The 22,356-nt window shown below is 62.1% G+C and carries 22 protein-coding genes; 11 read left to right on the top strand and 11 right to left on the bottom strand.

Annotated features, from left to right (window positions below; all coding sequences use genetic code 11):
- Positions 1 to 84: 84 nt before the first annotated feature.
- From ubiA to recG, 6 genes are all read right to left on the bottom strand, one after another.
- Entirely contained in the window at positions 85 to 945 is an 861-nt protein-coding gene (gene ubiA / locus LDZ23_RS01755; RefSeq protein WP_008351498.1) for a 4-hydroxybenzoate octaprenyltransferase, read from the bottom strand.
- A 103-nt stretch (positions 946 to 1,048) separates the two neighbouring features.
- Complete coding sequence (locus tag LDZ23_RS01750) at positions 1,049 to 1,537, bottom strand: Dps family protein (RefSeq protein ID WP_008351500.1); 489 nt, start codon at positions 1,535 to 1,537, stop codon at positions 1,049 to 1,051.
- Between the two features lie 125 nt (positions 1,538 to 1,662).
- Positions 1,663 to 1,815 carry a hypothetical protein gene (locus LDZ23_RS01745; protein WP_160172877.1) on the bottom strand — a complete coding sequence of 51 codons (153 nt, stop codon included), beginning with the start codon at positions 1,813 to 1,815 and terminating at the stop codon, positions 1,663 to 1,665.
- Positions 1,816 to 1,849: 34 nt separating this feature from the next.
- Positions 1,850 to 3,322 carry a catalase gene (locus LDZ23_RS01740; RefSeq protein ID WP_244807686.1) on the bottom strand — a complete coding sequence of 491 codons (1,473 nt, stop codon included), beginning with the start codon at positions 3,320 to 3,322 and terminating at the stop codon, positions 1,850 to 1,852.
- Between the two features lie 325 nt (positions 3,323 to 3,647).
- The gene (locus LDZ23_RS01735) at positions 3,648 to 4,607 is read right to left on the bottom strand and encodes a hydrogen peroxide-inducible genes activator (RefSeq protein WP_008351503.1); all 960 of its coding nucleotides are present in this window, start codon (positions 4,605 to 4,607) and stop codon (positions 3,648 to 3,650) included.
- Between the two features lie 130 nt (positions 4,608 to 4,737).
- Positions 4,738 to 6,972, bottom strand: a complete 2,235-nt coding sequence (gene recG / locus LDZ23_RS01730) for an ATP-dependent DNA helicase RecG (RefSeq protein WP_425306889.1) — start codon at positions 6,970 to 6,972, stop codon at positions 4,738 to 4,740.
- Between the two features lie 33 nt (positions 6,973 to 7,005).
- Here recG and queA point away from each other — a divergent pair, with 33 nt between their 5' ends.
- From queA to LDZ23_RS01700, 6 genes are all read left to right on the top strand, one after another.
- Positions 7,006 to 8,040: a tRNA preQ1(34) S-adenosylmethionine ribosyltransferase-isomerase QueA gene (gene queA, locus LDZ23_RS01725; protein WP_034470633.1), complete on the top strand. Its 1,035-nt coding sequence runs from the start codon at positions 7,006 to 7,008 to the stop codon at positions 8,038 to 8,040.
- 47 nt (positions 8,041 to 8,087) lie between these two features.
- The gene (gene tgt, locus LDZ23_RS01720; RefSeq protein ID WP_034470631.1) at positions 8,088 to 9,248 is read left to right on the top strand and encodes a tRNA guanosine(34) transglycosylase Tgt; all 1,161 of its coding nucleotides are present in this window, start codon (positions 8,088 to 8,090) and stop codon (positions 9,246 to 9,248) included.
- Between the two features lie 183 nt (positions 9,249 to 9,431).
- The gene (yajC, locus tag LDZ23_RS01715; RefSeq protein WP_008351510.1) at positions 9,432 to 9,758 is read left to right on the top strand and encodes a preprotein translocase subunit YajC; all 327 of its coding nucleotides are present in this window, start codon (positions 9,432 to 9,434) and stop codon (positions 9,756 to 9,758) included.
- Positions 9,759 to 9,884: 126 nt separating this feature from the next.
- Entirely contained in the window at positions 9,885 to 11,951 is a 2,067-nt protein-coding gene (gene secD / locus LDZ23_RS01710) for a protein translocase subunit SecD (protein ID WP_244807685.1), read from the top strand.
- Between the two features lie 26 nt (positions 11,952 to 11,977).
- The gene (gene secF / locus LDZ23_RS01705; protein ID WP_008351514.1) at positions 11,978 to 12,928 is read left to right on the top strand and encodes a protein translocase subunit SecF; all 951 of its coding nucleotides are present in this window, start codon (positions 11,978 to 11,980) and stop codon (positions 12,926 to 12,928) included.
- Positions 12,929 to 13,233: 305 nt separating this feature from the next.
- Positions 13,234 to 13,803: a hypothetical protein gene (locus LDZ23_RS01700; RefSeq protein WP_144403730.1), complete on the top strand. Its 570-nt coding sequence runs from the start codon at positions 13,234 to 13,236 to the stop codon at positions 13,801 to 13,803.
- A gap of 196 nt (positions 13,804 to 13,999) precedes the next feature.
- Here the strand turns inward: LDZ23_RS01700 and LDZ23_RS01695 are convergent, their stop codons facing one another.
- The 4 genes from LDZ23_RS01695 to LDZ23_RS01680 form a co-directional block, all read right to left on the bottom strand.
- Complete coding sequence (locus tag LDZ23_RS01695; protein ID WP_144403731.1) at positions 14,000 to 14,503, bottom strand: DUF5672 family protein; 504 nt, start codon at positions 14,501 to 14,503, stop codon at positions 14,000 to 14,002.
- Positions 14,504 to 14,558: 55 nt separating this feature from the next.
- The gene (locus tag LDZ23_RS01690; RefSeq protein WP_008351520.1) at positions 14,559 to 15,149 is read right to left on the bottom strand and encodes a YceI family protein; all 591 of its coding nucleotides are present in this window, start codon (positions 15,147 to 15,149) and stop codon (positions 14,559 to 14,561) included.
- Between the two features lie 59 nt (positions 15,150 to 15,208).
- Positions 15,209 to 15,763, bottom strand: a complete 555-nt coding sequence (locus LDZ23_RS01685) for a YceI family protein (RefSeq protein WP_008351522.1) — start codon at positions 15,761 to 15,763, stop codon at positions 15,209 to 15,211.
- 116 nt (positions 15,764 to 15,879) lie between these two features.
- A complete protein-coding gene (locus LDZ23_RS01680) occupies positions 15,880 to 16,449 on the bottom strand; it encodes a cytochrome b (RefSeq protein ID WP_008351524.1) in 570 nt (189 codons plus the stop codon).
- Positions 16,450 to 16,904: 455 nt separating this feature from the next.
- Here LDZ23_RS01680 and LDZ23_RS01675 point away from each other — a divergent pair, with 455 nt between their 5' ends.
- From LDZ23_RS01675 to LDZ23_RS01655, 5 genes are all read left to right on the top strand, one after another.
- Positions 16,905 to 17,564: a paraquat-inducible protein A gene (locus LDZ23_RS01675; RefSeq protein ID WP_008351526.1), complete on the top strand. Its 660-nt coding sequence runs from the start codon at positions 16,905 to 16,907 to the stop codon at positions 17,562 to 17,564.
- Positions 17,561 to 18,241, top strand: coding sequence for a paraquat-inducible protein A (locus tag LDZ23_RS01670; RefSeq protein WP_008351528.1), 681 nt, complete (start codon positions 17,561 to 17,563; stop codon positions 18,239 to 18,241). The genes LDZ23_RS01675 and LDZ23_RS01670 overlap by 4 nt, the downstream gene beginning before the upstream one ends.
- Entirely contained in the window at positions 18,234 to 19,913 is a 1,680-nt protein-coding gene (locus LDZ23_RS01665) for a PqiB family protein (RefSeq protein WP_008351531.1), read from the top strand. The genes LDZ23_RS01670 and LDZ23_RS01665 overlap by 8 nt, the downstream gene beginning before the upstream one ends.
- A complete protein-coding gene (locus tag LDZ23_RS01660; RefSeq protein WP_008351532.1) occupies positions 19,910 to 20,614 on the top strand; it encodes a PqiC family protein in 705 nt (234 codons plus the stop codon). Before LDZ23_RS01665 ends, LDZ23_RS01660 begins: the two co-directional genes overlap by 4 nt.
- Positions 20,615 to 20,758: 144 nt before the next feature.
- Entirely contained in the window at positions 20,759 to 21,370 is a 612-nt protein-coding gene (locus LDZ23_RS01655; RefSeq protein ID WP_200889177.1) for a glutathione S-transferase C-terminal domain-containing protein, read from the top strand.
- Positions 21,371 to 21,662: 292 nt separating this feature from the next.
- Here the strand turns inward: LDZ23_RS01655 and LDZ23_RS01650 are convergent, their stop codons facing one another.
- The gene (locus LDZ23_RS01650; RefSeq protein WP_008351535.1) at positions 21,663 to 22,220 is read right to left on the bottom strand and encodes a TetR/AcrR family transcriptional regulator; all 558 of its coding nucleotides are present in this window, start codon (positions 22,218 to 22,220) and stop codon (positions 21,663 to 21,665) included.
- Positions 22,221 to 22,356: the final 136 nt, after the last annotated feature.

Raw genomic sequence — 22,356 nt, 5'->3', positions numbered from 1 at the left:
TCGCAGGCCGGAATAAAACAGCGGGCGGCGCGATCTCACAACGTGCGTTGCACACGTTGCGGCACCCGATCCACGCGAACGGGATCAGTTCGACAGTGCATACTGCAACGCAATCCCCGCAAACAACATCCCGCCGAGCCAGTTGTTATGCCTGAACGCGGCGAAGCACGCCATGCGCTCACGATTGCGGATCAGCCCGTAGTGATAAACCGCGCAGCCCGCCGCTGCGAGCCAGCCGAGCCAGTAGGGCCAGCGGAAGCCCAGCGCGACGCCGATGCCCACGTAAATCGCGAGCGTTATCGCGTAGCAGAGCATGACGGCAAGCACGTCGTATCGCCCGAAGGTGAGCGCGGACGTGCGAATGCCGATCTTGATGTCGTCGTCGCGATCGACCATCGCGTATTCGGTGTCGTACGCGACCGACCAAAACACGTTCGCCGCGAGCATGATCCACGCGAGCATCGGCACCTGGTTCTGCACGGCGGCGAAGGCCATCGGAATGCCGAAGCCGAACGCGATGCCGAGATACGCCTGCGGGATCGCGAAGAAACGCTTGGTGAACGGATACGAACCCGCCACGAACAGCGCGAACACCGACAGTTCCTTCGTGAGCGTGTTGAGCGGCAGGATCAGCAGGAACGCGACGAGCGAGAGCGCCGCCGCGAGCGCCACGGCTTCCCACGCCTTGATCTTGCCCGATGTGATCGGCCGCTCCGCCGTGCGCTTCACGTAGCGGTCGAAATCGCGATCCGCGTAGTCGTTGATCGCGCAGCCCGCCGAGCGCATCAATATCGTGCCGACGATGAAAATGACGAGCAGCATCGGCGACGGATGGCCGCTCGACGCGATCCACAACGCATTGAGCGTCGGCCACAAGAGCAGCAGGCTGCCGATAGGCTTGTCGAGGCGCACGAGGCGCATGTAGAGCGGAAAACGGGCGAACATGGCGGACCTGGGAGCGAAAATTCACGACGAGCTATTTTAGATCAGCCCGAAAAGCAAAAACCCCGCGTGAAAGCGGGGTTTCGTCATGTCGAGGCCGAGCGCTTCAGGCCAGCATCGCGCGCAGCATCCACGCGGTCTTCTCGTGCGTCTGCATGCGTTGCGTGAGCAGGTCGGCGGTCGGCTCGTCGTTCGCGGCTTCCGTCGCCGGGAAGATCTCGCGCGCGGTGCGGACGACGGCTTCCTGGCCTTCCACGAGTTGGCGGATCATGTCTTCGGCGGCCGGCACGCCGTCCGCTTCCGGAATCGACGACAGCTTCGCGAAGTCCTTGTAGCTGCCCGGCGCGTGCACGCCCAGTGCGCGAATGCGTTCGGCGATCGAATCGACGGCGAGCGCCAGTTCGTTGTACTGGGTCTCGAACATCAGATGCAGCGTGTTGAACATCGGACCCGTGACGTTCCAGTGAAAGTTGTGGGTCTTCAGATACAGCGTGTACGTGTCGGCCAGCAGGCGGGACAGCCCGTCGGCGATCTTCTTGCGGTCTTTGTCGCTGATGCCGATATTGACGGCGGGTGCAATGCCTTTCTTCGCCATGATGACTCCGAGAGAGAGTTGATTCGAAAGGTGCGAACGCCGCGCGCAAGAGCTTGCCGCGCGGCGTTTCGAGCGTTCGACAGTTTATCGTATAAACGGGGAACGATTAATTGACGGCGACGCTATCACGCGCCCGCGACACCGCCCGCGACGATCAGCCCGTATCCCGCCGCGACGATCCCGAACGCGATCGCGACGCGCACGCCGCGCGATGCCCGAACGCTCGTTGCGTCGATCTGCTCGACGGCCTGTGCGATGTGATGCAACGCCTGAGACATGATGTGTTCTCCCGTGTTTCCGAAAGCGCCGCCGTCAGCCGGCTGCGGTGTCCTGCTCTTCGATCGTCTGCCCGAGCTTCGCGAGCGCATCGATCACGCCTTGCGCATACGCCGGATCGATACGGCGGAAATGCCCGATCTGCCGCGCGACGATCTCGTTCGGCACGCCATGAATGTGCCGCGCGATGTTGCCGAAGAAGCGTTCGCGCTGGGCTTCGTCGAAGAGTCTGAAAAGCGCTGCCGGCTGGCTGTAGTAATCGTCGTCCTCGCGATGGTCGTAGCGATGCACCATCCCGCCCGCTTGCGGCGGCTCGTTTGCGTTCACGTCCTGCGCGAATTCGCCGTAACGGTTCGGCTCGTAGTTCACGCGGCCGCCGAGGTTGCCGTCGGTCCGCATCGCGCCATCGCGATGAAACGTGTTCGCGACCGACGTACGCGGCGCATTCACCGGAATCTGATGATGGTTGACGCCGAGCCGATAGCGCTGCGTGTCGCCATAGGAGAACAGACGCCCCTGCAACAGCCGGTCCGGCGAGAAGCCAATGCCCGGCACCACGTTCGCCGGCGTGAAGGCGGCCTGCTCGACGTCCGCGAAGTAGTTCTGCGCATTGCGATTCAGCTCGATCACGCCGACGTCGATCAGCGGATAGTCCTTGTGCGACCACACTTTCGTGATGTCGAACGGATTCACCTTCGACTTCGCAGCCTCGTCTTCCGTCATCACCTGAATGCGGAAATTCCAGCGCGGGAAATTGCCTTTGTCGATGTTGTCGACGAGATCGCGCTGCGCGCTCTCGCGATCGGCGGCGATCACGGCGGCGGCTTCGGCGTCGGTATAGTTCTCGAGCGGCTGCTGCGACTTGAAATGGAACTTCACATAGAAGCGCTCACCGTCGGCATTGATGAACGAGAACGTGTGCGATCCGAAGCCGTGCATTTGACGGTAGTTCTTCGGGATGCCGCGGTCGCTCATGAGAATCGTCACCTGATGCAGCGATTCCGGATGACGCGACCAGAAGTCCCACGCCGCGACATTGCTGCGCATATTCGTGTACGGATCGCGCTTTTGCGTGTGGATGAAGTCGGGAAACTTCAGCGGATCGCGGATGAAAAACACCGGCGTGTTGTTGCCGACGACGTCCCAGTTGCCCTCTTCCGTGTAGAACTTGATCGAGAAGCCGCGCACGTCGCGTTCGGCGTCCGCGGCGCCGCGCTCGCCCGCGACTGTGGAAAAGCGCATGAAGATCGGCGTTTCCTTGCCGATGTCGGCGAACAGCTTCGCCTTCGTGTAGCGCGAGATATCGTGGGTGACGCGGAACGTGCCGAAAGCGCCCGAGCCCTTCGCGTGCACGCGGCGCTCGGGAATCACTTCGCGGTCGAAGTGCGCGAGCTTTTCGACGAGCCAGAAGTCTTGCAGCGTGACCGGGCCGCGCGGACCTGCGGTCTGCGAGTTCTGGTTGTCGCCGACGGGTGCGCCTGCTGCGGTCGTGAGTCGTTGAGTCGTCATCGTGATGCTCCTGTTTTTGAGGTTCGGCGTGAGATGAATGCGGATCGGCCGCGCGTCATGCGGCGCTCGCGAAATCGGCGAGGATCGAGACCGCCATCTGGCGAAGGTCACTCCAGCGGTCGAAGAAGGTCGCGGCGGTCATGAAATCCTCTCTGTGTCGTCATCTGAGAAGGATCGTAACGCAAGCTATCGGTTTTTATAATTCGATTAAATTTATATATGCGATAGATCAAGCGAAGTGCCGGTTTCGCTTGCGCGCGCTACCGCAAAAGAGAAAACGCCGCGCTCCGTTGCCAGAGCGCGGCGTTTCGCGGGGACAGCCGAGTCAGTTCACGGCGACCGGCATATCGAGCTTTTTCACGCCCGGCAGATCGCAATTGGCGATTGCGTCGCAGATGGCGTCGATCGCGGGCATGCGCGTGAAGCTCTTGCGCCACGCGAGCACGACGCGCCGGTCCGGCACGGGTTCGTCGAACGGTACGTAGCTGAGCAGACCCGAATCGATGCCCGCCGCGTGCGGCTTCACCTCGCTCACCGACATGCGCGGCAACACGGTAATGCCGACGCCGCTCGCGACCATATGGCGGATCGTTTCCAGCGACGAGCCTTCGAACGTCTTCTGGATGCCGTCCGCGTTCTGCGAGAAGCGCATCAGTTCCGGGCACACGCCGAGGACGTGATCGCGGAAGCAATGGCCGCTGCCGAGCAGCAGCATGGTTTCCTGCTTGAGATCGTCCGGATCGATCTTCGCACGGTTCTCCCACGCGTGCCCCGACGGCATCGCGACGACGAACGGCTCGTCGTAGAGCGCGCGCACCATCAGGCCGGTTTCAGGGAACGGCAGCGCCATGATCGCGACATCGATTTCGCCTTGCTTCAGGAGCTCGATCAGTTTGAGCGTGTAGTTCTCCTGGAGCATGAGCGGCATCTGCGGAACCGACTTGATCATCTGCTTGACGAGCGTCGGCAGAAGGTACGGTCCGATCGTATAGATCACGCCCAGACGCAGCGGTCCGACGAGCGGATCCTTGCCCTGCTTGGCGATTTCCTTGATGGCGAGCGTCTGTTCGAGCACGCGCTGCGCCTGCGTCACGATCTGCTCGCCGATCGGCGTTACGCTGACTTCGCTCGTGCCGCGCTCGAAGATCTGCACGTTCAGTTCGTCTTCGAGCTTCTTGATTGCCACCGACAAGGTCGGCTGGCTGACGAAGCACGCCTCGGCCGCGCGGCCGAAATGCCGTTCACGCGCGACCGCGACGATGTACTTCAATTCGGTGAGGGTCATTGGAGGCCAATGAAATACATTGATTCGATAGGTTTGAGTTATACACCCGCCGGCTGCCGTTCGACAACTTTTGCCGATTCGCCGGTCCGCGCAGGTTAAATAGGGACCGACATGGCCCGCGCGAGTTCAGTCAAGCCTTCAAATAGTGCTCCCGCGCGCCCAGCCAGCGCGCCAGATGGCGCGTGACGGCGTCGGGAAACTGCGCAAGCATCTGATCGGCGGCGGCGCGCGCCGGTTCGATCAGCCAGCCGTCGTTTTCAAGACTCGCGAATCGCAGCATCGCTTCGCCCGATTGCCGCGCGCCGAGAAACTCGCCGGGACCGCGAATTTCCAGGTCGCGCCGGGCGATCTCGAAGCCATCGGTCGTTTCGCGCATCGTTTGCAGCCGCGCACGCGCCGTCTGCGACAACGGATTCGAGTACATCAGCACGCAGATGGACGCCGCGCTGCCCCGCCCCACGCGTCCGCGCAACTGATGCAACTGCGCGAGGCCGAAGCGCTCGGCATGCTCGATCACCATCAGCGATGCGTTCGGCACGTCCACGCCGACTTCGATCACCGTCGTCGCGACGAGCAATTGCACTTCGTTGCGCGAGAACGCGTCCATCACGGCGGCTTTTTCGGCGGGTGCGAGCCGGCCATGAACCAGCCCGACGCGCAGTTCCGGCAGCGCGGCCACGAGCGTCTCGTAAGTCTCGACGGCCGTCTGAAGCTGAAGTGTCTCGCTTTCTTCGATCAGCGGACAGACCCAATACACTTGCCTTCCGGTCAGCGCCGCCTCGCGCACGCGGCCGATGATCTCGTCGCGCCGTCCGTCGGACACCACTTTGGTGAGAATCGGCGTGCGGCCGGGCGGCAGTTCGTCGATGGTCGAGACATCGAGATCGGCGTAGTACGTCATGGCGAGCGTGCGCGGGATCGGCGTCGCGGACATCATCAGTTGATGCGGCTGGAAATCGGCTTTTCCGTCAGCCGCGTTCAGCGCCTTCGCGCGCAACGCGAGCCGCTGCGCGACGCCGAAGCGATGCTGCTCGTCGACGATCACGAGCCCGAGGCGCGCGAATTCGACCGCGTCCTGAATGATCGCGTGCGTGCCGATGACGAGTTTCGCCGTGCCGAGCGCCGCTGCTTCGAGCGCGGAACGCTTGTCCTTCGCCTTGAGACTGCCCGCGAGCCACGCGACCGTGACCCCGAGCGGCTCTAGCCAGCCGCGCAGCTTGCGCGCGTGCTGCTCCGCGAGAATTTCGGTCGGCGCCATGAGCGCGGCCTGATAACCCGCGTCGACGGCCTGCGCCGCCGCGAGTGCCGCGACGATCGTCTTGCCGCTGCCGACATCGCCCTGAAGCAGACGCTGCATCGGATGCGCGAGCGTCAGTTCGCCCGCGATTTCCGCGACCACGCGCTGCTGCGCGCCAGTCAGCGCGAACGGCAGCGCGCGCAACAGACGCACGACGAGCGACGCGTCGTCGTCCGGCGCACGGCGCGGCATCGCGGGCGCGGCGCGCGTGCGGCGCTCTTCGTGCGCGCGCTTGAGCGACAACTGCTGCGCGAGCAGTTCCTCGAACTTGATGCGCGTCCACGCCGGATGCGTGCCGTCGATCAGCGCGGTTTCGTCGGAATCGGCGCGCGGATGATGGAGCGTCTTCACGGCGTCGAGCAGACCGGGCACGTTGAGCGGCTGCAAATGCGCCTTCGCGATCGGCGCCGGCAGCAGTTCGGGCAGATCGACCCGCGTGATCGCGTTGTCGATCGCCTTGCGCAAATACGCCTGCGAAATTCCCGCCGTCGACGGATAAACCGGCGTCAGCGCTTGCGGCAGCGGCGTGTCGTCATCGACGGGACGTACCGCCGGATGCACCATCTCCAGCCCGAAAAAGCCGCCGCGCACATCGCCGCGTACGCGCAGACGCACGCCGATCGCCATTTGCTTGACCTGCGAGCCGTAGAAGTTGAGAAAGCGCAGCGTGAGTTCGTCGCCGGAATCGTCGTGGATTTTCACGAGCAACTGACGGCGCGGCCGATACGCGATCTCGTTGTCGAAAACGACGCCTTCGGTCTGCGCGATGTCGCCCGGAATCAGCTCGCCGATGGGCGTGATCTGCGTTTCGTCCTCATAGCGCATCGGCAGATGAAGGACGAGATCGATGTCGGATTTCAGGCCGAGCTTGGCGAGCTTGTCCGCCGTCTTGACGACGGTTTTCGGCTTTTCGTCCGCTTTCGCCTTCTTTTTCGCCGGCGCGGCGGCACGCGGCGCGTCCCTTTCCTCCAGGGTCAGCGGATCGGTCGTGGCGGCGGCGCGGCGGTCGGACAAGGGCATTGACTCTCTTCGCAAGTACAATATGAGGTTTGTTCGGCGCGATTGCACTTCGTTCGCGCGCGTTCGCGCTACGTTCAAGCCATGTTCACGCTTTCCGATTTCGATTTTAATCTGCCGCCCGAGCTGATCGCGCAGAACGCGCTCGCCGAGCGCAGCGCGAGCCGTCTGCTCGAGGTGTCCGATGGCGCGCTCGTCGACCGCCGATTCTCCGAGCTGCCGAACCTGCTCGCACCCGGCGATCTGCTGGTGTTCAACGATACCAAAGTCCTGAAGGCGCGCTTTCCGGGCCAGAAGGCCAGCGGCGGGCGCGTCGAGGTGCTGGTCGAGCGGCTGACCGGCGCGACCACGGCGCTCGCGCAGATCCGCGCGAGCAAGAGCCCGGCCGAAGGCACGACGATCCGCCTCGCGGATGCGTTCGACGTGACCGTCGGCGAACGCGTCGAGCCGTTCTACACGCTGCACTTCCCTGCCGAATGCCTGACGCTCATCGAGCAATACGGGCGCTTGCCGCTGCCGCCGTACATCGAGCACGACGCCGACGCCTACGACGAAACGCGCTATCAGACCGTTTATGCGGCAAATCCGGGCGCGGTCGCCGCGCCGACCGCCGGCCTGCACTTCGACGACGCGCTGTTCGCCGAACTCGAAAAACGCGGCGTCGAGCGCGCGACGCTGACGCTGCACGTCGGCGCGGGCACGTTCCAGCCGGTGCGCGTCGAGAACATCGCGGAGCACAAGATGCATAGCGAGTGGTACGACCTGCCGCAATCGCTCGTCGATCGCATCGCGGCGGTGAAGGCGCGCGGCAACAAGGTGATCGCGGTCGGCACGACGTCGATGCGCGCGCTCGAAGCCGCCGCGCGCGACGCCGCGCAAGCGAACCGCCCGCTCTCGGCGACGCAGGCCGAAACCGATATCTTCATCACGCCGGGCTACGCGTTTCGCGTCGTCGACCGGCTCGTGACGAATTTCCATCTGCCGAAGTCGACGCTGCTGATGCTCGTCTCCGCGTTCGCCGGCATGGATACGATTCGCGATGCATATCGTCACGCAATCGAGCAAAAGTACCGTTTCTTCAGCTACGGCGACGCAATGCTTCTGACTCGCCGCGACTAGTTTTCTCAACCGATGCGCTGGACTGTTTTCCAGTGGCAGGAACTCAAATGACCGCAACCCACACTCCGCCCGACAACGGGCTCAAGTTCGAACTGCTGACGACCGATGGCCAGGCGCGCCGTGGCCGTCTGACGCTCAATCACGGCGTCGTCGAAACGCCGATCTTCATGCCGGTCGGCACTTACGGCACCGTCAAGGCAATCCAGCCGCGCGAACTCGAAGAGATCCGCGCGCAGATCATCCTCGGCAACACATTCCATTTGTGGCTGCGTCCCGGTCTCGAAGTGATCGGCGCGCACGGCGGCCTGCACAAGTTCATGGGATGGAACCGGCCGATCTTGACTGACTCCGGCGGCTTCCAGGTATTTTCGCTCGGCGATCTGCGCAAGATCACCGAAGATGGCGTCACGTTCGCGTCGCCGATCAATGGCGACAAACTCTTCCTGTCGCCGGAAGTATCGATGCAGATTCAGAAGGTGCTGAACTCCGACATCGTCATGCAGTTCGACGAATGCACGCCCTACTCGACCAACGGCATTCCCACCTCGCACAAGGACGCCGCCGATTCCATGCGCATGTCGATGCGCTGGGCGAAGCGCTCCATCGACGAGTTCAACCGGCTAGGCAATCCGAACGCGCTCTTCGGCATCGTGCAGGGCGGCATGTTCGAAGACCTGCGCGACGAATCGCTCGCGGGCCTCTCGGACATCGGTTTCCACGGCCTCGCGATCGGCGGGCTGTCGGTCGGCGAGCCGAAGGAAGACATGATGCGCGTGCTGAATCACATCGGCCCGAAGCTGCCCGCCGACAAGCCGCATTACCTGATGGGCGTCGGCACGCCGGAGGATCTCGTCGCGGGCGTCGCGGCGGGCGTCGACATGTTCGACTGCGTGATGCCCACGCGCAACGCGCGCAACGGCTGGCTCTTCACGCGTTTCGGCGATCTGAAGATCAAGAACGCGACGCACAAGAACTCAATGAAGCCGCTCGACGAATCCTGCGGCTGCTACACGTGCCGGAACTTCACGCGCGGCTATCTGCATCATCTGCATCGCGTCGGCGAGATTCTCGGCGCGCAATTGAACACGATTCACAACCTGCACTATTACCTGCAACTCATTGGCGAAGTGCGCGAATCGATCGAAAATCATACGTTCGAGGCGTTTCGCAAGACGTTCGCGGAGAATCGCGCGCGCGGCGTGGATTGAAAACGCGCGGCTTCGTTGCGCCAAGCTTTACAATCTGCTTTCTACTGCTTGCGATAAGGCCCGCGAATCGTCCGTAACGGCTTGATGGCAAAGCGCATTCGGGCATTTTCGGGCAGGTGCGGGTGGTAGAATGCCGGGCTGACTTCCAGTCAATTATTTCGATGTAACAACGGAGAGACCAACGTGTCGTTCATTTCCAATGCCTTTGCACAAGGCGCAACCGGTGGCGCGGAATCGAGCCTGATGAGCTTCCTGCCGCTGATCCTGATGTTCGCGGTGCTGTACTTCATCATGATCCGTCCGCAGATGAAGCGTCAGAAGGAGCATCGCAACATGCTCGCCGCCATGGCCAAGGGCGACGAAGTGGTGACGAATGGCGGCATCGTCGGCAAGATCACGAAGGTGACGGACGCCTACGTCGGCGTGGAAATCGCCGAAGGCACGGAAATCACCATCCAGAAGGCGGCAGTGACGACCATTCTCCCGAAGGGCACGATCAAGTCGCTGTAAGGCCACTCGTTCCACCGCGTCCGGCGCGGCCTCGCTCACCGAGCCATCCGGGTCTTCAGACCGGCTCGTCGCGCATATCGCCGGACGCCCTCTCCTCCGAAGCCAACTTTCCGGTCGGCCATTCCCATGAATCGTTATCCCCTCTGGAAGTATGTCGTGATGCTGGTGGCGCTCGTCATCGGCCTCGTGTACACGCTCCCCAACTTCTTCGGCGAAGCGCCCGCAGTTCAGGTATCGAGCGGCAAGGCGACGGTCAAGCTCGACTCGACCACGCTTTCGAACGTCGAAGCCGCGCTCGCCGCGAGCAACATCAAGGCCGACGAAGTCACCTTCGACAATTCGCAGCTGAACGCGAACATCCGCGTGCGTCTGAAAGACACGGACACGCAGCTGCATGTGAAGGATCTGCTTTCGAAGGCGCTGAACACCGATCCGAGCGATCCGCAGTACATCGTCGCGCTGAATCTGCAGAGCGCCTCGCCGCGCTGGCTGACGGCCCTGCACGCACTGCCGATGTACCTCGGTCTCGATCTGCGCGGCGGCGTGCACTTCCTGCTGCAGGTCGACATGGCCGGCGCGCTCAACAAGAAGCTCGACTCCGACGCCGCCGATGCGCGCACCTATCTGCGCGACCGCAATATCCGCGATGGCGGCGTGAACCGGGTCGGGCAATCGGTCGTCGTGAGTTTCTCGGATCAGGCGGGCGCGGACAACGCGCGCACGCTGCTCCAGACGGGCGTGTCCGAACTGCAATGGACGACGCGCCAGGGCGGTGATGGCTTTCAGGTCGTCGGCACGTTCTCGCCCGCCGCGCAGAAAGTCGTCGAGGACAGCGCGCTCAAGCAGAACATCACCACGCTGCATAACCGCGTGAACGAACTCGGCGTCGCGGAGCCGGTGATCCAGCAGCAAGGCTCCGACCGCATCGTGGTCGAGCTGCCGGGCGTGCAGGACACGGCGAAGGCGAAGGACATCATCGGCCGCACGGCGACGCTCGAGGCGCGTCTCGCGGATCCGGTCAACACCTATATCGGCCCGAACGACGCGGTGCCGCCCGGCGACGAAGCGTTCAAGCAGGGCGATCGCATCGTGCTGCTGCGCAAGCAGGTGATCTTCACCGGCGACCGCATCATCGACGCGTCCGCGGGCTTCGACGACCATCAACGACCTTCGGTCAATATCCGTCTGGATTCTGCGGGCGGACGCGCGGTGTCGTCCGTGTCGCGCGACAACATCGGCAAGCCGATGGCGATGGTGCTGTTCGAAAAGGGCAAGGGCGAAGTGCTGACGGTCGCGACCATTCAGTCCGAACTCGGCGACCGCTTCTCGATCACCGGCCAGCCGACGCCGCAAGCCGCAACCGATCTCGCGCTGCTCCTGCGCGCGGGTTCGCTCGCCGCGCCGATGGACATCATCGAGGAACGCACGGTCGGCCCGAGCCTCGGCGCGGACAACATCAAGAAGGGCTTCGATTCGGTCACGTACGGTTTCGCCGCGATCGCCGTCTTCATGATCGCGTACTACCTGCTCTTCGGCGTGTTCTCCATGCTGGCGCTGTCGGTGAACCTGCTGCTGCTCGTCGCCGTGCTGTCGTTGCTTCAGGCGACGCTGACCTTGCCGGGTATCGCGGCTATCGCGCTCGCGCTCGGTATGGCGATCGACGCGAACGTGCTGATCAACGAACGTATCCGCGAGGAACTGCGTAACGGCGCGCCGCCGCAGACCGCGATTCAGGAAGGCTTCAAGCACGCGTGGGCGACGATTCTCGACTCGAACGTCACGACACTGATCGCCGGCCTCGCGCTGCTCGCGTTCGGTTCGGGTCCGGTGCGCGGCTTCGCGGTGGTGCACTGTATCGGCATTCTGACGTCGATGTTCTCGGCGGTGTTCTTCTCGCGCGGCCTCGTGAACCTGTGGTACGGCGGCAAGAAGAAGCTGAAGTCGCTCGCGATCGGTCAGGTGTGGCGTCCGGAAGGCACGAATGCCGAAGCGGCCGCGGCGGCTTATCTCGTGGCGCAACGCGGCGATGAATCGCCCGTCGACGAAATCGTGAAAACGGCCAAGGGCAAGACGAAGACCGCAGTGGCCGCGCCGCGCCAGACCGAACAAGCGCCGGCGCGCACGGGCAAGCCGACGGTGCGCCGTCGCTCGGGCCCCGGCATCGATCAACAGAAACCGGGCGAGTCCCGCTGAATCCGCTGAGTCCGGAGCAATAGACAATGGAATTCTTCCGCATTCGCCGCGATTTGCCGTTCATGGAGCGCGCGTTGATTTTCAACGTGATTTCGCTCGTGACGTTCCTCGTGGCCGTATTTTTCCTCGTGCATCGCGGGCTGCATCTGTCGGTGGAATTCACCGGCGGCACGGTCGTCGAGGTGCAGTATCCGCAAGCCGCGCAACTCGAACCGGTGCGCGCGTCGATGTCGAAGCTCGGCTATCCCGACGCGCAGGTGCAGAACTTCGGCACGTCGCAGGACGTGTTGATCCGTCTGCCGCTCAAGCAGGGTTTGACGTCCGCGCAGCAGAGCGATCAGGTGATGACCGCGCTCAAGGCCGACAACGCTGCCGTGAAGCTGCAGCGCGTCGAGTTCGTCGGTCCGCAAGTCGGCAAGGAACTCGTGACGAACGGCCTGCTCGCGCTCGCGTGCGTGGTTATCGGCATCGTGATTTACCTGTCGTTCCGCTTCGAGTGGAAGTACGCGGTCGCGGGCATCATCGCGAACCTGCACGACGTGGTCATCATTCTCGGCTTCTTCGCCTATTTCCAGTGGGAGTTCTCGCTGTCCGTTCTGGCGGCGATTCTCGCGGTGCTCGGCTATTCGGTGAACGAGTCGGTGGTTATCTTCGACCGGATCCGCGAAACGTTCCGCAAGCAACGCAAGATGAGCGTGAAGGAAGTGATCGACCACGCGATCACGAGCACGATGTCGCGAACCATCATCACCCACGGCTGTACGGAAATGATGGTGCTGTCGATGTTCTTCTTCGGCGGCCCGACGCTGCATTACTTCGCGCTGGCGCTGACCGTCGGTATTCTGTTCGGCATTTACTCGTCGGTGTTCGTCGCGGCGGCGCTCGCGATGTGGTTCGGCGTGAAGCGCGAGGATCTCGTGAAGGACAAGAAAGACAAGTACGATCCGAACGATCCGAATGCGGGTGCGCAGGTTTGAGCGTTGCGGCGCACTGAAAGCTGAAACCAAAACGGGCCAGTCATCGTGACTGGCCCGTTTGCTTTTCCGGCTCCTGAATTTCATCAAATTTCGACGCAAGAACAAAAGACAACCTCGACTTCGACTAGGCTCGAATCCGCACGCAATGCGCTGCCGAGCAAATCAGTCCGTTCCAACCGTACGTTATGTCGTCCTCACAGAAAAACAAAATCGGGATTTTCATCCCGACTTACAATCGCCCGGAATTGCTACGGAGTTGTGTCCTGCAACTGCTCGCCCAAACGCGACGCCCGGATATCATTTGCGTGCATCAGAACGGAGCCGGAGACAACTACGCATGGTGCGTCATGGATCTCGGCGCGCCCGTAGTATGGATGTACACGCCCCAGAGCATTCCCCAAAACGACTGGTATCGGATTCCGTTGAATCATCTCATCCAGGAGGACTGCACTCATTTTTTCTGGATGGATCACGACGACATCTATCTCACCAATCACATCGAAACCTGCGTCGCCGAACTCGATAGCGGCTACGACTTCAGGATCTCAAAACATTGCGGCATCCTTATTTCCCGTTCGGAGAAGTACGAGTACCTACCGCATGCTTTATTCAAGGACATTCACGCCACGGGCGGAATGAGCGCTTCGATGGCGTTCACCTTGCCGTTCGCGACGGCGCTGTCCGCCGACCTGAGCAATCCCGAGTTCAACCACGTCTTTTCGGACGAAGTTCTAGCGCGCCATACCATGCCGCGTTTCCGCTGCCTGCAGTCGACAGAGAGAACAACCATTTACTTTTCTCATGCGATGTCGCTGTCGTCCGCACATTGGGTTCGTGAGGAAACGTCTTTCCCCGAGTATCGAAGCGATGCGTGAAATACGTCGAGCCGATAAGAACGACCGGGCCTGTCTTCGCGGACAGGCCCGTTTTCATTTCAGGCGATGAAGCGCTCAGGAGCCTCCGCCCATCGCGCCGCCTCGCGCAATCGATCTTCGCAAAATGAAATGCACAGTTGCGACACCGCGGCGGAAAAGCCGCAGTCAGTCAACGTATCCCTGATATGTTCCGCGCTTACCGTCTCCAAGGCCAGCGCCAGCGCGCACCGATGTAGTCGTAGTCGAGAAATTCCGCGCGCCACGCGGACGAATCGACGACGTAGCCGTCCCACTGAATCAGCAGCACCCAAGGCGTGCGGATGTGCTGAATGACTTGTTTCAGCACGAAATCGCTGTACTGTTGGCGCGAAGCAATATGCGGCGTACGCACAATGCGCGCTATGGTCGCGATCTCTTCATGCGTGAACAACACGACATCGCCGAAGTCGCAGTGCGCGTTCGATATTTCCAGCGCCCGCGCGGCAAGCCGGGGATTGAGTGAATCGACAGCGCAAACGGTTACATCGCAGAGGTCGGGACGCAATTCATGGATCATGTTCGTTTTGGAATGCAGAGCAAATTTTGGCGCGCTTTCGGCTGGCAAAGAGCGGCCGGTCCTGGCGCACGCCAAACTACCATCCTTCAATTGGCAGGCGGCGATTGCCTGCAAAAATTGCCAAACCCAAAACTCGATCCACAAAAAAGGCTTCGCGCATGACACGCGAAGCCTTCTCGAAGCAGAAATGGAGCGCGAGTTACTGCTTCACGCCCTCAGCCTGAATATGCAGCACCGTCGTCAGGCTGAAACCGTACGACTTGCCGTAATCCATCCCGAAGTCGCCGCGATCGAAGGTCGCCGTCGCTTCGACGCCGCACACTTCCTTCTTCATCATCGGGTTCATGAAGCACTTGAAGCTCTCGATCTTCAGGTTCATCGGCTTCGTCACGCCGTGCATCGTCAACGTGCCGATCACTTCGGAAGGCTTGTCGCCGTCGAATTTGATCGACGTGCCCTTGTACTCGGCTGTCGGATACTTCGCGACGTCGAAGAACTCGGCCTTTTGCAGATGCTCGTCCAGCTTCGCATTGCCGGTGTTGACCGAAGCGATGTCGATCGTCACGTTCACCGTGCCGGTCTTCGCCGCGCGGTCGAGCGTGACTTCACCGCTGCTCTTGTTGAACTTGCCGCGCCACGTCGACACGCCACCGAAGTGGTCCGCCTCGAAGCTCGGATAAGTGTGGTTCGGGTCGAGCTTGTACGTGTCGGCGGCGAATGCGCTCACCGAGGCGCCGAACGACAGTCCCAATGCGAGCGCGCTCGCGGCAATGATCGAAAGCTTTTTCAAGTTCTTCTCCTGACTAACCAGATACGCTGACTATGCGTCGTGTGTGACAAAAACGCCGCTCACTTCTTCGCGGCAACGATGTGAAACTTGATGACGACGTCGTCCGCGACGATCGACGTATCTTTCCATTCGCCCGTTCCGACATCGAACTGGGTGCGCTTGATCGGCAGCGCGCCGTCGAAGGTTTCCGTCGCGCCCTGCTGCGTGACCGTCACCGGCACCGTGACCGTCTGCGACTTGCCCTTGATCGTGATCTTGCCGGTCACGTTGTACTTGTTGCCGCCCGCCGGGGCGATCGCGCTGGAGACGAACGTCGCGCTCGGATACTTGCCCGCGTCGAACCATTCCGCGCCGCGCACCTGCTTGTTGTAATCGTCGTCGCCGAGGTCGTAGCTGCCGGTGTCGATCGTGATGTTCGCCGAGCCCGCCGTCGGCTTCGCCGGATCGAACGCAATCTGCGCGCTGAACTTGTTGAACTTGCCGTCGGTGGGCACGTTCATCTGCTTCGACGTGGCTGTCACCGTGCTCTTGCTCATGTCTACCTGCGCATGCGCGCCCGCGATCATCGCGAACGAAGCAGCGGCTGCCATCCAACGGTTGAGTTTCACTTTCATGTGTGCCCTATTCAAACGGTTCGAATGAACAAACCGGTATTGGAAATCATAAGTACGCGATCACAATCAGCCGCCGGGAAACGCCTTGCCAACGGCGAGGAAACAATGACAGGCGTTCATCTGAGAAACGGCAGCATGCGGCCGAGCAGGCCGTCGCGATCGACGAAATGATGCTTCAGCGCAGCCAGAACGTGCATCACGACGAAGAACAGCAACGTGTAGTTCAACGCGATGTGCACGATGCGCAGCGTCGCCTTCAGCGCCTTGTCCGGTCCGATGATCGTCGGCAGCGGCAGCACGCCGAGATACACGACCTGAATGCCGGCCGCCGAGCTGTACAGATAACCCGACACGGGAATGACGAGCATCAGCGCGTAAAGCAGAATATGCGTGAGATGCGCCGCGCCCTGTTGCCAGCGCGGCATGCCATCGGGCATCGACGGCGCCTGGTGCGTGGCGCGCCAGACGACGCGCAGCAGCGCGAGCGCGAACACCGTTACGCCGATCCACTTGTGCCACGAGAAGTATTTGAGCTTCGTCGGCGTGAAGCCCGGAATGTCCGTCATGATCCAGCCGAGCCAGAAGCCGCCCACGATCAACAACGCGATCAGCCAGTGCAGACCGATCGCCGTGGCGCTGTATCGTTGCGCCGGCGCGCTCGCCGTGATGCCAGCGGTGCTTTCCATATTGCTCTCACCCAAGTGTTCGATGTCGCACGGCCTGCCGCCGCCTGACGACAAGTGTTCAAGGCCGCCATGCTACCTCAACGATAACGAATTGCCAGCGCTCGCAAAAAGGCCCGCGCCGAACCGGCAAACCCAGTCCCGACGCGGCTTTGCGGGCTTTCGAGCCGGCTCGGCGAGCCTCGTGTGCCGCCCATGCAACGAACTATTCCATGCGTGCAACGGTCGATGAAGGCGCGAACCGCGACCGATTCCGGCATCGATGTATTAACGGGCGGCCTGGCAGTTTAATTCCGCTTGTAAAGACGCGTTCTGTCCAAATTCGCCCGCCCCGCGCCATTTGATACCATGCTGCTACCAATCTCGCTGGCCCGCCGTTTGCTATGCCCGGTCGGAGCCGGTCTCGCGGCGCCCGACCAATACGCTCGACAAGCCTCGGGCCTCGACCATGAACGCGAATGAACGCGAACGAATCCGATGACCTGATCGCGTGTCACGAATGCGACGCGCTCTTCCATAAACGTGCATTGCCTCGACGCACCTCGGCGAAATGCCCTCGCTGCGGATCGCTGCTCTATCGAAGCATCTCGTCGAACCTCGACAAGATCTCGGCGATGACGCTCGCCGCGCTCTTCACGTTCCTGATCGCGCAAGGCTTTCCCATCGTCGAGCTGGAGGCGAACGGCCTCACGTCGGAGACGACGCTCATCGGCGCGATCGTCGCGTTGTGGAACGAGCAGATGGAAATCATGGCGGTGCTCGTCTTCTGCTCGACCATCCTGTTTCCGTTGTGCGAACTCGTTGCCCTGCTCTACGTGCTGCTTCCGCTGCGTTCCGGTTACGTGCCGCCTGGCTTCAACGCAATCCTGCGGGGCATTCAGCTCGTGCGTCCGTGGGGCATGATCGAAGTCTTCATGCTCGGCGTGCTCGTCACGCTCGTGAAGATGGTGAGCATCGCGCGCGTGATTCCCGAAGCGGCGCTCTTCGCGTTCGGCGCGCTGACGCTCATGTTCGCCGTCGTCGTGAGCTTCGATCCGCGCGCGTTGTGGGACATCGCGGCAAGGCTCGGTCCGCGCGGATCGAAGCGCGTCACAACCACGGCGAGGCAAAAATCGTGAGCGATTCCATCGATCCGAAAACCGGCGAAGCGGCGCGCGAAACGCAGTTCATCACGGCGTCGCACGCGAATGTCGTGTCGTGTCATGCGTGCGGACTCGTGCAGCCGCTCGCGCACACCGTCGAGAAACAGCGCTGCACGCGCTGCGACGCCGTCGTGCACCGGCGTCATCCGGACAGCATCGCGCGTACGTGGGCACTGCTCATCAGCGCGGCGATTCTCTACATTCCGGCGAACCTCTTTCCGATCATGCATACGTCGTCGATTCTCGGTTCCGAGGACGACACCATCATGAGCGGTGTCGCGCTCTTCTGGAACGACGGCGACTATCCGCTCGCGGCGGTGATTTTCATCGCCAGCATTCTCGTGCCGATGCTCAAGCTCGTCACGCTCGCCTTTCTTACCATCAGCGTGCAGCGGCGCTCCACATGGCAGCCGCGTCAGCGCACGACGCTCTTTCGCATCGTCGAGGGCATCGGGCGCTGGTCGATGCTCGACGTCTTCGTCATCACGCTCACCATCGCGCTCGTGCGCTTCAAATCGCTCGCCGTCATCACGCCGGGACCGGGCGCACTCGCGTTCGCGTCGGTGGTCGTGCTGACGATGATCGCGTCCATGCAATTCGACCCGCGCCTCATGTGGGACAACATCGAACCGTCAGGAAAGAAACATGACTAGTGCCCAAGGTCCGAACGACCCGAAGCAGCCCGCGCCGCCCGCCAGCAACGCCGGCAGCGGTAACGGGGACAAGGGCGGCCTCCCGCCGAACCTCCCCGAACCCGTGATCGAGCCGCGCAGCCGCTGGCTGCCCTCGCTCGTGTGGGTGATTCCGCTCGTCGCGGCGCTGATCGGCGTGATTCTCGTCGTGAAGACGGTGTCGAGCCGCGGACCGACCGTGACGATCAGCTTCGTTTCCGCGGAAGGCCTCGAGCCCGGCAAGACGAAAGTGAAGTTCAAGGACGTGGATATCGGCACGGTGAAGACGATCACGCTGTCGAAGGATCACGCGCGCGTGCTCGTCGACGTGCAGCTCACCAAGGAAGCCACCGATTTCGCCGTCAAGGACACGCGCTTCTGGATCGTGCGTCCGCGCGTTGCGGCAAGCGGCGTGACCGGCCTGTCGACGCTTTTGTCCGGCGCGTATATCGGCGTCGATGCGGGCAAGTCGACCGACGATGAGACTTATTTCGTCGGGCTCGAAACGCCACCCGCCGTCACCGGCGATCAGAAAGGCCATACCTTCACGCTGCACGGCGAATCGCTCGGCTCGCTCGATATCGGCTCGCCCGTCTATTACCGGCGCGTGCAGGTCGGCCAGGTCGTCGCGTTCTCGCTCGACAAGGACGGCACCGGCGTCACGCTGCAGGTATTCGTCACCGCGCCTTACGATCAGTACGTCGGCACCAACTCGCGCTGGTGGCATGCGAGCGGCGTCGATCTGCGGCTCGATTCGAGCGGCTTCACGCTCAACACGCAATCGCTCGCAACGGTCGTGCTCGGCGGCATCGCGTTCCAGACGCCGCCGAACCAGCAATCCGGCCCGCAGGCGCAAAACAACGCGACCTTCCGCCTGGCCGGCGATCAGTCCGACGCGATGCGCGATCCGGACGGCGAGGCCGTGCACGTCGTGATGAACTTCAATCAGTCGCTGCGCGGCCTGTCGGTCGGCGCGCCGGTCGATTTCCGCGGCATCGTGCTGGGGCAGGTCACGGGGATCGGCGTGCAATACGATCAGAAGTCGCATTCGTTCATGATGCCGGTCACGATCGACCTCTACCCGGATCGCCTCGGCAAGCGCGCGCGTCAGGCGCTGCCGGAGCAAGGTTCGGTGGCGAGCCAGGACATGCTGCAACTGCTCGTGAAGCGCGGGCTGCGCGGACAGTTGCGCACCGGCAACCTGCTGACGAGCCAGTTGTATGTCGCGCTCGACTTCTTCCCGAAAGCGCCGCCCGCGAAGGTCAGCGTTGGCAACGATCCGATCGAACTGCCGACCGTGCCGAACACGCTCGACGAGCTGCAGCTGCAGATCGCCGACATCGCGCGCAAGATCGACAAGATTCCGTTCGACGAGATCGGCACGAATCTGAACGGCTCGCTCAAGAACGCCAACGCGCTCTTCGACAGGATGGACAAGGAAGTCCTGCCGGAAATGCGCGACACGCTCACGCAGGCCAAGCAGACGTTCGGTCAGGCGCAATCGACGTTGCAGTCGGATTCGCCGCTTCAGTCGGACGTGCATCAGGCGCTGCAGGAACTCACGCGCACGCTGCAATCGCTCAACTCGCTCGCGGATTACCTGGAGCGCCATCCGGAATCGCTCTTGCGCGGAAAATCGGGAGATAAACCATGAAGTTCGGCTCGTTGATGTTGACTCTGAGCGCAGCGGCGATGCTCGCTGCCTGCGCCTCGCCGACGAGCCGTTTCTACACGCTCGGCGGCGGCGACGCGCGGCCCGTGCCGTCGACGCAGGCTTCGTTCTATTTCGAGCTTGCGCCCGTCGACATGCCGCAGCAGGTCGCGAAGAATCAGTTGGTGGTGCAGACGAGTCCCGCGCAGGTGCGCGTGCTCGAAGAGGAACGCTGGGCGTCGCTGCCGGGCGACGAAGTGCGGCGCGCACTCTCCGCCGATCTCACGCAGCAGCTCGGTGCGATCGACGTCTACGGCACGCCGCATCCGGAATCGGTGCCGGTATATCGCGTGAAGGTGAACGTGCAGCGCTTCGAATCGTGGCCGGGCGCGCAAGCGGTGATCGACGCCGTGTGGAGCGTGCGCGCCGCCGGATCCGATACGGTGCTGACATGCCGGACGCTCGCGCAGGAACGCGTCGGCTCCGGTTACGACGCGCTCGTCGACGGCCATCGCAAGGCGGTCGACGAACTCGCCGCCGCGATCTCCGCAGGTGTGCGCAGCCTCGGTTCCTTGCCGCACGCGACGGCGAGCGCGCCTTCGGCATCCGCGAAGGGCAAGAGCGGCGCCAGTTCCAAACCCGCCGCGGCGCCGGTGCTGCCGTGTCCGCCAATGGGCGCGGCAACCACTGCCAGCGCGCAGTGATCCATGACGCCCGGCGCGCGCCGGGCGCGCTTCATGTTGTCGGCAGGCGACATTGTCGGCCGCCGCTATCTCTAATTCGCCGATGGTTCGCGCGCGCCGGTTAAGATCGTCGACGCCCGCATTTCGAATCAACGTGAAAATTAGATGATGAAACTGATCGGTTCGCACCCCAGCCCATTCGTCCGCAAGGTGCGGATCGTCATGGCGGAAAAGAAGATCGACTGCGAACTGGTGCTCGAAGACGTCTGGGCATCCGATTCGAAGATCCACGACTACAACCCGCTCGGTAAAGTGCCGTGCCTCATTCTCGACGACGGCGAAGCGGTATTCGATTCGCGCGTCATCTGCGAGTTCGTGGACACGCTCACGCCGGTCGGCAAGCTGCTGCCGCAGGAGCGGCGCGAGCGCACCGAAGTGCGCTGCTGGGAAGCGCTCGCCGACGGCATGCTCGACGCCGCCGTGCTGATCCGTCTCGAAGGCGTGTTGCGCGAAGAGGAACATCGCAGCGACAAATGGATCGCGCGGCAACGTCACAAGATCGAAGACGGCTTGCGCGCGATGGCGCGCGGCATCGGCTCGAAGCAATGGTGCTCGGCGAATCGCTTCACGCTTGCGGATATCGCCTGCGGCTGCGCACTGGGCTATCTCGATTTCCGTATGCCCGATCTGAACTGGCGCGACGCACATCCGAATCTCAACAAGTATTACGCGCGTATTTCGCAGCGTCAGTCGTTCGTGGATACCGCGCCGGTCTGATTCCTTTCTTGGACCAAGCTCCCGCGCGCGGCGGGAGCTTCCGGCGCACTCGGAAGCGCAAAGTGAGATCGAAGATTATCTACTGCTAGATAGATCACCGGCGAAGGGCGCGATCGACCGATTCTCTCCCAAACCCCTTTTCTTCCTGAAACCATCGGTCCGCGTGCGGCGACATGGTTCGAACGACGAATCGGGTCAGAGAAATGCTCTATTCCGCCAAAATCTATCTACTCAACGGTAGATAATCAACGCCCAGTTCAGGGGTTTTTCACAAGGTTATCCACAGGCTTATCTACCGCCGAAATGCGTCTGCGACCTCTTCAAGCCGCGACCGCGTCTGAAACAGGCGGCATGCAAGCAAACTCCCCTGAAACGCCGCATACAAGGTGCGTGCCGCCGCTTCAGGCTTTCCGCCAGCGTCGAGCGTGTCTTGCGCTTCGCCTTCGGCCAGAACTTTCGCCAGCCAGGTTTCATTCGCCTTGTAGAACGATTGCACCGCGTGCCGTACTTTCTCCGGCAGCGACTCGATATCCGACGCAAGCATGCCGCACAGACAGATCTGATTGCCGTCGCCGATGATCCTTCCAAATAGCTTCGTATAGCGGTCGAGTTTCTTGTCGGCCGGGGCGGAGCTGTCGATCGCGTAGATCGTCGACATCACGTCGGCGCTATACGCATTCACCGCTTCGAGCGCGAGATCTTCCTTGGTCGGGAAATAATAGTGAATGCTCGACGTTTTCACGCCGACCAGTTCGGACAAATCGCGAAAACTGAAGCCGTTATAGCCGTGCGTCATCAACAGCGTCTGAGCGTGATCCAGTAGAGCGTCGCGTACCGTGTTCTTGTCCATTTCGCGTATCTCTGCAATTGTCCCTGCATTCGGTGTGCGTTAATTATCTACTACTAGATAGACGATCAAGCGACTGTTTCAAAAAAGTTTTTATCGGATCGATAGAAAAAAGCCCCGACCGAAGCCGAGGCTGATC

This window comes from Caballeronia zhejiangensis (assembly GCF_022879815.1).
GTDB lineage: Bacteria > Pseudomonadota > Gammaproteobacteria > Burkholderiales > Burkholderiaceae > Caballeronia > Caballeronia zhejiangensis.
The sequence above is the reverse complement of the archived record's forward strand: the minus strand, read 5'-3'. Positions and strand labels throughout refer to the sequence as shown.